Genomic DNA, 14,602 nt, shown 5'->3' with positions numbered 1-14,602 from the left:
TTCGGAGACCCATCCATGAGCGTTCCGGAGTATGAATCATCGGCCCTGGCCGAGAGTATCGCGGTGGTGGGTCTCGCCTGCCGCTTTCCCGCCTCCCCCAATGCCGACGCCTACTGGCGCAATCTTCTCGACGGCCGTGACTGCAGCCGGAGGATCGACCGCGCAACGCTGTGCGCGGCCGGCGTCAGCCCGGCGCTGGCAGACGACCCCGACTACGTGCCCGTGGCAGCCACGATCGAAGCCGCCGACCAGTTCGATGCCCCGCTATTTGGCTACTCGCGCGCCGATGCCGAATCCCTCGATCCGCAACAGCGACTATTCCTGCAAGCCGCCTGGCACGCACTCGAACATGCAGGGTACGCGCCGCGCCATGTGCCCCATCGCACCGGCGTGTTCGCCGCGTGCCGTATGAGCACCTATCCGGCACTACAGGCATTTCGCGACGCGGGGCCCTCGCAGGTCCGTGGCATTCAGTCACTGCTTGGCAACGACAAGGACTATCTGGCCACGCGTACCGCATACAAGCTGGGGCTGACAGGCCCAGCGCTGACGGTCCAGACCGCATGCTCCAGTTCCCTGGTAGCCGTGCACCTGGCATGCGAGAGCCTGCGCTCGGGCGAATGCGACATGGCACTGGCAGGCGGCGTGGCGGTCTCCTTCCCAATGGAAGCCGGCTATCTGTATCAACCGGGGATGATTTTCTCGCCAGACGGCACGTGCCGGCCATTCGATGCCGCCGCACAGGGCACCTATGCAGGCCATGGGCTTGGCATCGTTGTTCTGCGACGCCTGGAGGACGCCATGCGCGACGGCGACACCGTGATGGCCGTGTTGCGCGGTAGCGCCATCAACAACGACGGCGAACGCAAGGTCGGATATACGGCCCCTTCTGTGGCGGGTCAGCACGAAGTCATCCGTGAAGCCATGTCCGTGGCGGGTATCGCCGCAGACGACGTCGATCTGATCGAGGCACATGGCACTGCCACGCCCCTCGGCGATCCAATCGAAATCGAGGCACTGCGCGGTGCGCTGGCCGCGCGAGACCCGTCCGCACCGCGCTGCCGCATCGGCTCGGTCAAGGGTAATCTGGGCCATCTGGATACCGCAGCGGGAATTGCAAGCCTGATCAAGACCGTGCTGGCCGTGCACCACGGCACGATGCCGCCAGGCCTGCACGCCGAAACGCCAAATCCGGCGCTCCGCCTCGATGAATCGCCGCTGGCCCTGATCTACGCACCGGAGCCGTGGCCCCGTGCAGTTCGCACGGCCGGTGTGTCGTCGTTCGGCATTGGCGGCACCAACTGCCACGTGATCGTGCAATCGGCACCTCCCGCCGCCCCGCGCAGTGTGTCGATCGATGATGCCGAAACGCCCGCGCTGCTGCTCAGCGCAGCCAGTCCGTCGGCATTACGACGAATGGCCGCGGCCTATGCCGAGGCATGGGATGCGGGAGCCCCCCCGGCGGGTCTGGCCGCGGCGGCGCTGCAAGGCCGGGCGCTGGACCTCAACTGCCGCCTGGCCATGCCATTGATCGACGAAGCACGCCCGGCACTGGCCGCATTTGCCGAAAACGTGAGCGATGTCGTGTTGCACGTCGGCCAGGGACAAGGGCAACATCTTTGGCTGTTTGGCGGCCAAGGCACGCAGTGGCCCGGAATGAGTATGGCCATGTCGAGGCAAAGCGCCGCCTTCGACGGCATGATCGAGCGATGCTGCGCCATCTGCGACCCGCTGCTGCCCTTGCCGCTGCGGGCGGTCATGGACGGCACCCATCCCTCCGCCGACGCCGCGCTTGCCGATATGACATTCGCGCAGCCCGCCATCGTCGCGTTCGAACTCGCGATGGCCGCGCACTGGCAATCCATCGGCCTCCGTCCCGACGCCGTCATCGGTCATTCCGTCGGCGAGTACGCTGCAGCGGTCGTGGCCGGACACTACACTCCCGAAGCGATTCTGCCGCTGGTGGTAACGCGCGGCCGGATGATGCAGGCACATGCCGCAAGCGGTGCGATGCTGGCCGCATTCGCCGACGACGTCACGCTGCAGCCCTGCATCGCCAGATGCGATGTCGATATCGCGGCCTGGAACGGCGCGCGGCACGTGGTACTGAGCGGCGCCGCGGCTGCCATCGATACACTCGCCGCCGAACTCGATGCCGACGGTATCGCACATGCCCGGCTTGCGGTGTCCGGGGCAGCGCACTCGCGGCTGCTCGATCCCATGCTCGACGCCTATGCGCAGGCCGCTGCCACCGTGCGCGCCGAAACCGGCAATGGCGTGGTGTTGTGGTCAACATTGCTGGGTGAAGCAATCGATGCCGATACCTTGAACCGTCCGGACTACTGGCGGCGCCACGTACGTGACCCGGTGCGGTATCACCAGGCACTGGGCCGTGCCGTCGCCGAAGGCGTGAGCGTCTGCCTGGAACTGAGTCCCGACGCACCCCTCACCGGAATGGGATCACGCGCGGATATCCTGGCAACGACTGACGGCCCGGGTAACGATCACGAACTCCCCGCGCGCCAATGGATCGCAAGCGCGCGACGCGGACAAGGCGTCACAGAAACACAGCAGGATGCGTTGCTGAGCCTGTTTGCGGGCGGCGCGGCGCTGTCCTGGCCGCAACTGCTGCCCTGCCGCGCACCGCGCGCCGCGGCGCCGCTTTATCCATTCGATACCACTCGCTACTGGTACGACGACGGTTGCGACGAAAATTCCGCGTCGGGCCCGTCTAATCCTGCCAATCCGTCCAGTGCCGGCACGCCAACTGACACCGACAAGGCCATCAACTCGGGACGGCCAGTCGCCATTTCCGCTGCCGCCACGCTCGACCTGCCGCGCCTGGCCTTGCTCAATCGCTGTGCCACGGCGCTGCACGGGATCTACGTCGACACGATGGTAAGGCAATGCGTGGGCGACGCCATCGATGAACGGGTGACACTACCCGACATCATGCGTGGCGGCCGGCTGCAGCCACGGCACCGGCAACTGCTGGCCCGCCTGCTGAGAAGCTGCGTGGAGGACGGCTACTACCGCTGCGATGACAGCGGGCGCTACACGGCAACGGGCACCGTACCTTACGCCGAGCATCAGACGCTTCTGCAAACACTGCGTGATTGCTGCGAGGGTCTCGACGTCATCGCCGACACCATCGCGCGTGGCGGCAGCCAACTGCACGCCATGATGCGCGGCGACGTGGACCCTGTAGCCGTGATCTTTCCCGATTCGGCCGAGACCGGCGTCGAGGTGCTGTACCGTGACTTCAGTTTCGGCCACTACTTCAACCAGATCGCCGCGGCCGTGGCCGACGGACTGGTGCACGCAAGGGAAAATGGGCAGCCGTTTCGCGTGCTGGAGGTTGGTGGCGGCACCGGTGGCACCACCACGCTGCTGCTCGATGCCCTCGCGCCACACGTGGACGTCCACTACACGTTTACGGACATTTCCGCCGTCTTCACGCGCCGCGCGCAAGCCAGGTTCGGCCACTACGACTTCGTCGAGTATCGCGAGTTCGATCTCGAGAAGGCCCCCGCCATCCAGGGGTTCGCCGCTGGCGAGTACGACCTGATCGTGGCCGCCAACGTCATCCATGCCACGCGGCACGCAGGGCATGCGCTGGCCATGCTGCATACGCTGCTCCAGCCCGGCGGGCACCTGATGATGCGCGAGATCACGCAGCCGATGCGGCTGTTCGATTTCGTATTCGGACCACTGGTAGCACCGCTGCAGGATGAGGCGGCTCGCGGCGGCGAACTGTTTCTGTCTACGGATCGGTGGGCCGAGCATTGCCGCGAAGCCGGCTTCGTGCAGACGAGATGGCTCCCCGAGAACGGCACCCCCACGGCTACGATGAGCGAGCATATCCTGCTGGCCCGCGCATCGGATCCCCCGCAGCACGCGGCGGCGTTTGATCGCGCCACATCCGGCGTGACCGACACCGGCAATCCCGTGCTCGGCTACCAGACCGATGCCAACACATATGTTGCCGACTGGTCATCCTGTGCCGCCGATTCCGCCCGTTGGCACGCACAGCTCGATGCGGCCGCGCAGGCGTTGCGAAATCGCGCAGGTCACCGGAAGGCAATGATCTGGCAAGCGCCGGACGCCACGCCAAACGACCTTGCGAGCGTGCGATTGCGGTGGCATGACGGCCCGTTTGGCGCAGCCACGATTACGCTGGATACGCGCGATGGCAAGGCGCAATGGCAGCCTGTAGCCGCCGCGCACACTGCGTCAGACGCAGCACCGAGCGGCCTGCCGATTGCGCGGCCTGCTCCGGACACCCGGTTCGAGCAGACATGGCAACCATTCCCGTGCGAGCCAACAGACGCGGTCCATGCGTCCGTGGTCGAGATTGCCACGCACGATGCTCCAGCCTCGACGCTGGCCGCGCTGGCCGAGCCGTTGCGCCACGCGCTTGCCAACGCCGCTCAGGACGCACTGATCGTGGTGACACGCAACGCCTGCGCGCCACCAGGTCACGGCCCAGTCTGGCCGGCGCACCACGCGATCTGGGGATTGATGCGTGTCGCCGCCGCCGAGCAGCCCAACCGCGCGTTGGCCGTGATCGATATCCCTGACGACGACGACGGCAGCGCGTTGGCGGTCGGACAAGGCGCGGTGGCCGCGGGAGCGCGATGGATCGCGGTACGCAACGGAACGGTGTTCGTCCCGTCACTGATGCCCGTCACGGAAAGCGCCTCGCCGGTGCCGCCCGGCTGGCTGCGCGGCACCGGGTGGCACGTGGTCACCGGAGGCTTTGGAGGCCTGGGAAGAATGGCATGCGCGTGGCTGGCGGCGCATGGCGCGTCACGCATCGCACTGCTGGCGCCGCGCGGTCCCGATCCAAAGCAGTGCAACGATACGTGGCGAGAAGAACTGTCGGCCCGGTCTGGCTGCACGGTGCTCTGGCTGCCGTGCAATACAGCGGACACGACCCAGGTATCGCGCTGTATTGCCACGCTGTATGCAGACGGTGGCATTGGCGGCGCGATCCATGCGGCGGGCGTACTTGACGACGCGCCGTTGACCCAGTTGACGGCAGCACGTATTTCGGCGGTCACTGGCGTCAAGGCCGCCGGCGCTGAAGCACTGCGCGAGGCGCTGCACGCGCACGGCGCCCGTTATCTGCTCCTGTACTCTTCCGCCGCTGCTACGCTGGGTACGCCGGGTCAGGGCGCCCATGCGCTGGCGAGTGGCTATCTCGACGGCATGGCGCTACGCGAAACATCGGGCAGCATGGCAGTCATCTCGCTGGTCTGGGGCGCCTGGGGCGAGATCGGGCGCGCGGCCAATGCCGCCCTGCGAGAACGGCTTGCCGAGGCCGGCATGGAAACGATCAGTACGGCCGAAGGGCGCTGGCATCTTGACCAGGCCATCATGCGCGGCGCTCCGGTCCATATCGCGATGCGGCTCGCTTTGTCCCATCCACTGGCGTCTCGCGTCGGGATCGAAGCCGGACCGATCGGCGCAGGCTCGCACGGCAAAGCCAGCGCAGAACCACGCGGCAGCGATCGCGCCGCAGACAGCACCGTGCCTGCGCTGCATGTGTCCGGCCAGCACACCACAGACCTGACCGCCATCGAGGCTTGGCTGCGCGCGCGGATCGCCCTTCAACTGCGCATGAATGATCCCGGCCAGCTTCGGCCACGACAGGACCTGCTGCAACAGGGGCTTGACTCGCTGCAGTTCCTCGAACTGAACAGCGCAATCCGCCGCGCCACCGGCATACGACTGGACCCGGCGCAGGCGTACCGCGACATGACACTCGATGGCCTGGGCAAACTGATCGCCACGGCTGTGTACGTGAAGAAACCAGATCATGCCGACACGGCCCCAACGCTGACACCCGACCCCGTCAACCGGCATGCGCCGTTCCCGCTCACGCCGATCCAGCACGCCTACTGGCTCGGCCGCACGGAGTTGATCCTGCAAGGCGGAATGGCCTGTCACGTGCTGTTCGAATGGGATCTGGATAGCTCGGCACACGGCCTGCAAAGTCGGCAAAGCCCCGACGGCTTCGATATCGCGCGCTTCGAGCAGGCATGGAACGCGTTGATCGCACGACACGACATGCTGCGGATGGTTGTCGAGGACAACGGCATGCAGCGCATACTGCCGGAGGTTCCGACCTATCGCATGGAGATCGACGCGCTCGACGCCCTTTCCACCCATGCACGCGAACGCCACCTGCTCGACACGCGCGAGCGCATGGCCGGCGCCGTGCCGAGCGCCGGTGAATGGCCGCTGTTCGAGGTACGGGTGTCGCAGCTTGGCGAAGGACGCCTGAGGCTGCACATGAACCTCGATCTGCTGCAGTTCGACGTGCAGAGCTTCAAGGTGATGATGGACGACCTGTCCGCCGCATACGCGGGGCAGCGCCTGCCGCCGCCGAGCCTGTCGTTCCGCGACTATGTACTCGCGGTCCAGGCCCAACGCGAGACAACTGAATGGCAGGCGTCGTGGCGCTACTGGCAAGCTGCGCTTCATACGCTTCCGCCCGCGCCACAATTGCCGATGGCGGCAAACGCCGCGGAAGGCCCGCCGCGCATCACGACGCGCCAGGGGCAGCTCCCCGCGCAGACATGGACCCGGTTGGCCACTCTGTGGAAGGGTTGGGGCGTGACCCCATCGGCCGGGCTGCTGACCGTGTTTGCCTGCGTGCTGGCACGCGCGTGCCGCAGGCCGGACTTCACGCTGAACCTGACGTTCTTCGACCGCCAGCCCCTGCACGCGGAAGTCAATCAGCTGATCGGCGATTTCACATCAGTCCTGTTGATGGATTTCGACATCGACCGCAGCGCCCCGCTACGCGCCATGATCGAGCAGACACAGGCGAGGTTATGGGAACGGCTGGCGCATAGCCGCGTCAACGGCGTGGAGGTGCTGCGGAGCTACACACGCATGCATGGTGGTCACGGCTCTCACGACAGCACCCACCGCTTGCCCGCAATGCCGGTGGTCTTTACGAGCATGCTGGGCATGACGCTTGATGGGCAACCGATCGAGCGCGCACTCACGCATCTTCTGGGCGAGCCGATACACGTGTTCACGCAAACGCCGCAGGTCTGGCTCGACCATCAGGTCATGGAGATCGACGGCGATCTGGTCTACCACTGGTATTGCATGGACGACGTCCTTGGCCCCGGCGTGGCAGAGCGCCTCTTCGCGGAGTACACCGAGGCACTGGCCACCATCGCAGCGCAGCCGGAAGACCTCGTCGCGCCGGGCGGAACTCCAACACCGGCAAGGATTCCCCATCCCGCGGCCAGGCCTCCGGGTGACTGGCCTGGCGCAATCGACCTGCGTGACGTAGAGGCGCATCTGCGTTGCCACCCAATGGTTCGCGCCGCCGAGATCCGACTCGCACCTGACGGCTCCGGGCCGTGCGCGTGGGTCGTGGCCGCCGATGCCACCGATATCGCCGGTTCCCCAGCATCGCCGGACGTGGCGATCGATACCCGTGCATTGCCGCGCATCGAAGGTCCGATCCTGACCGAGTTCGGCGAGGCTTGGCGCGCTCTCGAACAACGCGCACGCGAAGGCATCCACGCCACGCTGCGCCGCCACGGACTGTTCGCCAATCCAGTTGACGGATACACGGTCCAGGCTGTCGTCGATCGGCTCGGGGCCACCGCCACAACAGCCCGAATCGTTCGGCAGTGGCTGAGCCTGCTCTGCGCCAGCGGCGGCCTCACATTCGACGGCCTCCACTACCGTGCGGCGGAAGCGCCTGCGCCATCGGCATCTCAATCGCTGCCGGCACCGGCGCCAGCGTGGCTTGCCACCATCGCACAGTACCTCGATCGCTGCCTTGCAGCGCATGACGGGCTGCTACAGGGCAATACGTCGGCGCGGCACCTGCTGCTCGGCGACGATGATGCCATTGCGCACGCGTTCTATCGGGACAACCCAGTGGCCGCTGCGTTGAATGACGCAGTCAGCGCGATGGTTGCGCAACTGAGCGATGGACGCGGCGATTTCCGTGTCCTGGAGGTCGGCGCCGGAACCGGCGCCACCACGCGCCGAATCATGCCGGCACTGGCCGACCGGCTGGAGATCTATCACTTCACGGACATTTCGCGCCTGTTCTTCGACCACGCTCGCATCCAGTTCGGTAATGCACCACCGATGCGTTACAGCATGCTGGACCTGAACCGTGCGACAGACTTCACCGCGCATCCGGCGCAGGGCTACGATGCGATCATCGCGGTCAACGTGCTCCATGACGTCGCCGACGTCACGCGCAGTCTGCAGCGCCTGCGGAGGCTGTTGCGACCCGGCGGGCACCTTCTGCTGGTCGAGGCCACCGAGCGCGACAGCGCCCTGCAGCGCGCCAGCATCGGGTTCATGGAGTCACTGAACGGCCTCGACGATGCGCGTGCCATCGACGGAAATCCGATGCTCGACCTGTCCGGATGGACGTTGGCGCTGCGCGACGCAGGCCTGACGCCAACCCTGACATGGCCTCGGCCAGCCGATGGCGACTGGCGTCAGCACCTGATCGTGGCGCAAGCCACGCGATCGGAACGGTTCGATCCTGAAGCATTGTCAGCCCATCTCCGCACCTCCTATCCGGATCTGTCGCCGCCACGCTGGCAGCAGTGCGAAAGACTGCCCGAGCCCGCACCGCCAATGCCGTTGATATTGCCAACCGGCACCAAGGACATCGGAAAAGCTCCGGCCGTCGTCGAGCCGACCGTGGTCGACCCGAAAGCACTGCAAGCCGTCAGCGCGGTATGGGAGGCGCTGCTGGCACGGCCTGTCGGCCCGGATACCGACTTCTTCCGTAGCGACGGAGACAGCCTGATCGCCACACGCATGGTTGCGCAGGTCAATCGCCTGGGCATCGGCCCCGCGAGCCTGCGGCAGGTGTTCGAACATCCACGCCTGGCGGACTTCTGCGCGGCAATGATGGCTGTTGCGCAGGCCGAAATCCCCGGTATTCATGTGCTGGCGCGTGGCAACGAACCGCGCCCCGTGTTCGCCTGTCATGCATCCGACGGTGGCGTGGCGGCCTATCATCAACTCGCGGGCGCACTTGGCTGCACGGTAAGCGGGCTCGATGCCGAAGGTGCACTGTCAGTGGCCACGCTTGGCGCGCTCGCGCAGCGCCATGTCGATTCGATTCGCCACGCACAGCCGCGAGGCCCGTACACCTTGCTGGGCTGGTCCTATGGAACGTTCCTGGCCGCCGAAGCCGCGCAGCGGCTGCACGATGCAGGCGAAGCCGTCCGCGTGGTGTTGCTCGATCCCGTCAGCCGCGCCGACTTTCACTGCTCCAACCACGCGGCCTTGCTGCGACTGCTTTGCCAGGGACCCGCGGCGATCGAGTTGCCCTCCGCCTTCGAACAATGGCAGCCAGCCGCCCAGACCGACTGGTTCCTGGCGCAAATGCATGCCGCGCGGCGATGGCCGGACGGCAAGGACGGCAAGGCCCGACTCGATCTGGTGGCGCACCTGTTGGGCCTGTTGACGCAGGCGCCCGCGCCCACAGCACCGCTGGTGCCGTGCCTGCGGATCGACGCCCGCCGGCGGCCCGCGCACTGGCGAGCGGCTGACGACGACTGGCATGCATGGACTGCAGGCCCGGCGAACGCGCAGTTCGACCAGCATTGGGTCGATGCCGGCCATTGGGATTTGCTATTGGATGTCGACGTAGTGGCTCGCGTCGCCGCGTTGTGGCGCGAATGGGATGCCGCCACCGCGTACAAGGGGGACACACCGTGACTCGTCCACTTCGTGTTCTGGTCGTAGGGGCGCGTTTTGGCGAGGTATACCTCAACGCGTTCCAGCAGGACCCGGTCGGCGGCGCATTGCCCGAGCCTGTGCTGGCAGGCATGCTGGCCCGCGGCAGTTCGCGCGCGCGCCGCCTGGCACACGCGCACGGCGTGCCGCTTTACACCGAACTGGCCGAATTGCCACTGGACCTCGATCTTGCATGTGTCGTGGTCCGGGGAGGTGCGATGGGCGGAGATGGCTGTGTGCTTGCCGAAAACCTGCTGCGGCGCGGCCTGCATGTGATCATCGAACACCCGCTCCATCCCGTTGAAGTCGAGCGGCTCCAGACCGTGGCGGCACTAGCCGGCCGCCTGTGCTGGATCAACTCGCACTATCCCCATACCCCGGCTGGCCGCGCCTGGATAGCGCAAGCGCGCCGGGTACTGGACAGCGCGGGCGGCGCGATGCCTGAATTCGCGCACCTGGCCACCAGCAGGCAGTTGCTGTATTCAAGCCTGGACCTTCTGGCACAGGCCATAAACGTATCGCCCGACGAGATCGAGGTGACGCAATGCTGTGCAAGCGACGACGAAGAGCACCCGTTCCGGACCATACGGCTGCGATTGATGCAATCGATGCAACGGCCGGGCTCCGAGGCGCTATTGCAGTTGCAGAACTATCTTGATCCCACGGACCCCGACATGCATAGCCTGGTCATGCACCGCATCACGCTTGGATGGCCAGCAGGTTACCTGTCGCTGGACGCCACGCACGGGCCTGTCACGTGGACGCCAACGCTGGCCTTGCCCGGCCACCATGACACCAGCAGCCCGTGGCTGGCGAACGCGCCGGCCGACCACGGACTGATGCAACCCACATCGGTGACGCTGCACGCACCACCGGCAACCTGGCAGGCCGCACTGGAGATCGATGCGCCGCGCGGGGTGGCGCTGTTGCTGGCCGACACGGCTGCGGCCATTGCGGATGGCGCACTGTCACAAGCACTGACGCCGGCGTGGCAGTTGGCACTTGCGCGCCTATGGCAACGTGTGCAGCGTGCCGCGGGCCCGGCGCGCGAAGTCGCGCTGCCCGCCCCGCCAAGGCTGGAAATCACGCGCCTGCCAGAACCCTTGGATAAAGGCAGACCCGGATGCTGACGCCAATGCTCAAGCCGTGGCTGACGCCGCCCGATGCCTCGACGTTACCGTGGCTGGCGGTATGCCCCTTCGCCGGTGCCAGCGGCGGCGCATTCCGCCACTGGCAAAACCTCGATGACTCCGGCATGGCAATCTCCCTGGCCGTGTATCCAGGCCGCGACCAGCGCATGCGCGAGTCACCCCATGTATCGATCGATGCGCTCGCGGCGGAACTGGCCGACGATATCGCCCAACGGCACGCCCACGACTGCCATCGTCTGCTGCTGTTGGGACACAGCATGGGCGCGCAGGTCGCCTTCGAGACCTGCCGGCGACTGGAAACGCGCGGCGTCGCCCCGGCCGGGCTGGTGCTGTCCGGTTGCCACGCACCGCAACTGAGCGGTCGCCGGCGACTCTGCCATCTGGCGGACCAGCCCTTTATCGATGCCCTTGTCGATATTGGCGGATGCGACGCCGCGCTGCGCGATGATCCCGCCCTGCTGGCCCAGTTCCTGCCGCTCTTGCGCGCCGACTTTCTGGCCACGGAGAGCTACGCGCTATTCAACACCCAGGCCGACACGCAAGCGCCCCCGCGAATAATCCAGACCCGCACGCTGCTGATTCATGGCACGCATGACACGGAAGCCAGCCCCGATGAAGTACGGGCGTGGCTGCCATGGCTCGCGCGGCCGCTTGGGGTGGCGGCCATGGCTGGAGACCACTTCTACATTCCCCGGCGCCCTCGCGCGCTGCTGAAGCTGCTACGGCAGACGTTCCACCTGCCCATACCCTGCTGAACGCACCATGACAACCAACCTCGACGCCCTTATCGCTTCCGATGACACGCTCGATATGCACCTGCGGGCATGGGTGGCGCAACATCGCCACCGTACCGCGCTGGTGGCTGGCAATCAGCGCCTGAGCTATCTTGAACTCGAAGACCGTGTGCGGCAGCTTGCCGGCGGCCTGGCCACACTGGGCATCACGGCAGGCGATCACGTGCTGCTGCAGTTGCCCAATGGCATCGGCTTCCCAATTGCCCTGCTGGCCCTGATCCGGCTTGGTGCATACCCCATCCTGGCACTGCCGGCCCAGCGCCGTCAGGACCTCGCTTCGCTCTGCGCAACCGCGGCGCCCGTGGCATGGATCGTAGCGCCCGGGGATCCTCAGATGCTTGCCATCGAGATCCGCGCGCAGCAGCCCGGCCTCCGTCACGTGATCGTCGATGGTGACGCCGCCAACGCCGCCGACGCGGATACCGCCTGCCTCACGCTCGATCAGGTTGCGGCGGCTGGCGGAGACATCGACATCGGTAACGTCAGGCGCGCGAATGATATCGCTCTGCTTCTGCTGTCCGGCGGCAGTACCGGCACGCCAAAGCTGATTCCCCGTACGCATCGGGACTATCTCTACAACTTCACCGCCTCGGCATCGCTATGTGGCTTCGATGCGAACACCATCTACCTTGCCGTGCTGCCGGCCGCCCACAACTTCGTGCTCGGATGCCCCGGCATCCTGGGTACGCTGGCGTCAGGCGGCACCGTGGTCATGAGTCCGTACGCACAATGCGACGAGGCAATGCCGCTGATCGAGCGCGAACGCGTCACCCACGTGGCACTGGTGCCACCGCTTGCGCGCTTGTGGGCGGAATCGCGCGAGTGGGAGACCAGCAACCTCTCCTCGCTGCGGATGGTGCAGGTAGGCGGCGCGCGGATCGATGCGGCAGCGGCGCGCACGATTTCCGACCGCCTCGGGTGCGCGCTGCAGCAGGTCTACGGCATGGCAGAGGGCCTGCTCTGCTATACGCGGCCCGGCGATCCGCCCGACGTCCTATTCGAGACCCAGGGCCGCCCGTTGTCGTCGGAGGACTTGCTTCGTATCGTCGACTCCGAGGACCAGCAGGTTCCCGACGGTAACAGCGGCGAACTTCTCACGCGTGGGCCATACACGATTGGCGGCTACTACCGCGCACCCGCACACAACGCACGCGCCTTCACGGCCGACGGTTTCTTCCGCACGGGCGATCTCGTGCTGCGGCGTCCCGACGGCAACGTCGTGGTGGTGGGCCGCGTGAAGGAACAGATACAGCGGGCAGGAGAGAAGATTCCAGCCGCAGTCGTCGAAACAGCCTTGTGCGCATGCACGGGCATACGCGACGCCGTCGTCGTGCCCGTGCCGGACGCACTGCTGGGCGAACGCATCGGTGCCTGCCTGCAGGCCGGCAACGAGGAAGACATCCGGCCCGATGCGGCCGCGTTGCGCGCGGCGCTGCTTGCATACGGTCTGGCCGCACATCAGTTGCCGGACCAGATCCTGTGGCTCGATGCCTGGCCGCTGACCGCCGCCGGGAAGATCGACCGGCGGCGCCTGACCGAGATCGCGCTCGCCGACGATACCCTGACCGATGACGCCACGCCGAACAGGCACTATCACAGCGCCACGGTGCCGATCTCCAGCGACCCGCTCGAGCTGGCCGTACGGATTGCCGAATCGGAAGCCGCTTCGGTGCTTGCCGTCTACGAGCGCGACGGGGAATGGAGCATCGGACTCGATGCCGCGTTGACGGTACGCTGCGACGCGACGGGCACGGTGACCGGTCACGACGGCAGGACGATCTCGGGGGGCTCGCCCTGCTCCGCCATGCACCAGGCGCTGAGCGCGATGCCGATCAAGGATTGGCGCGCCTATGGCCGAGCGAGCTTCGAGTTCGCACGGCTTCTGCAAGGCAAGGCGAGTGACGTGGGCGACCCGTTGATAGAGTTGATCATTCCAGCACGCGAGATTCGGCTGCGGCACGGACAAGCCATCGTCCGCTGCATCGACGACGGCGCGCTCGCTCCGCTGGCTGCCTGGATATCGAGGCTCGATGCCGAGCCCGCCCTGCCGGACACTGCGCCAATCACCGTGCCCCCGGCCTCGGGCGATGCCGACGCCTATCAGGCCGCAGTAGCCAGTGCCATCGTCGAAATCCGCGCCGGTCGCTACGACAAGGTCATCCTGTCACGCCGCCTGCCCGTGCCCGGCGATCTGAGCCTACCGCTCAGCTACCGCGCCGGGAGACTCGCCAACACCCCTGCCCGGTCGTTCCTCTGGCGTGACTCGACTGTGCAAGCCTATGGCTTCAGCCCGGAAACCGTGGTTGAGGTCGAGGCGGACGGCAGCGTAACCACGCAACCGCTGGCAGGCACACGAGCGCGTACCGGCGATGCCGATGTCGACGCCCGGCTACGCCGCGATCTCCTGTCGGACGCCAAGGAAATCTCCGAGCATGCGGTGTCCGTTGCACTGGCACTGGATGAGCTCAGAACCATCTGTGGCGTCAACCCACTGGTCGTTGACGAATTCATGGCGGTGCGTTCGCGCGGCACCGTCCAGCATCTTGCATCGCGCCTGCGGGGGCGCCTGGCGGCGGGCGCCAACGCCTGGGATGCGCTGGCGGCGCTATTTCCGGCGGTGACGGCATCCGGCATTCCGAAAAGCGCGGCGATCGACAGCATCGGCCGCCACGAAGCAGCCGCGCGGGGCCTGTATAGCGGCTGCGTCATGACGATCGACGCCAATGGCGCGATGGATGCAGCGCTGGTTCTGCGTGCGGCCTTCCGCCAGGGCCGGCATTGCTGGCTGCAGGCCGGCGCCGGGATCGTGCGCGACTCCCGCCCCGCGCGCGAATGGGAGGAAACCTGCGAAAAGCTGGCCAGCGTGGCACTGCACCTGCGGCAGGAGCGCGCCCCAGGGTGATTCCCTAA

The 14,602-nt window shown here is 66.6% G+C and carries 4 protein-coding genes; all 4 read left to right on the top strand.

Annotated features, from left to right (window positions below; translation table 11 throughout):
* Positions 1-15: 15 nt before the first annotated feature.
* The 4 genes from B552_RS0107830 to B552_RS0107815 are packed head-to-tail and all read left to right on the top strand — an operon-like array spanning position 16 to position 14,594.
* Complete coding sequence (locus tag B552_RS0107830) at positions 16-9,729, top strand: type I polyketide synthase (RefSeq protein ID WP_019448446.1); 9,714 nt, start codon at positions 16-18, stop codon at positions 9,727-9,729.
* Entirely contained in the window at positions 9,726-10,877 is a 1,152-nt protein-coding gene (locus B552_RS0107825) for a Gfo/Idh/MocA family oxidoreductase (RefSeq protein ID WP_019448445.1), read from the top strand. Before B552_RS0107830 ends, B552_RS0107825 begins: the two co-directional genes overlap by 4 nt.
* Positions 10,871-11,653 carry an alpha/beta fold hydrolase gene (locus B552_RS0107820; protein ID WP_019448444.1) on the top strand — a complete coding sequence of 261 codons (783 nt, stop codon included), beginning with the start codon at positions 10,871-10,873 and terminating at the stop codon, positions 11,651-11,653. Before B552_RS0107825 ends, B552_RS0107820 begins: the two co-directional genes overlap by 7 nt.
* Before the next feature lie 7 nt (positions 11,654-11,660).
* Positions 11,661-14,594 (top strand): salicylate synthase, encoded by a 2,934-nt coding sequence (locus B552_RS0107815; RefSeq protein ID WP_019448443.1) that lies wholly within the window; start codon positions 11,661-11,663, stop codon positions 14,592-14,594.
* Positions 14,595-14,602: the final 8 nt, after the last annotated feature.

Origin of the sequence: Cupriavidus sp. BIS7 (genome assembly GCF_000292345.1) — a bacterium.
Classification (GTDB): domain Bacteria; phylum Pseudomonadota; class Gammaproteobacteria; order Burkholderiales; family Burkholderiaceae; genus Cupriavidus.
This window is presented reverse-complemented; position numbering and strand designations above follow the sequence as displayed.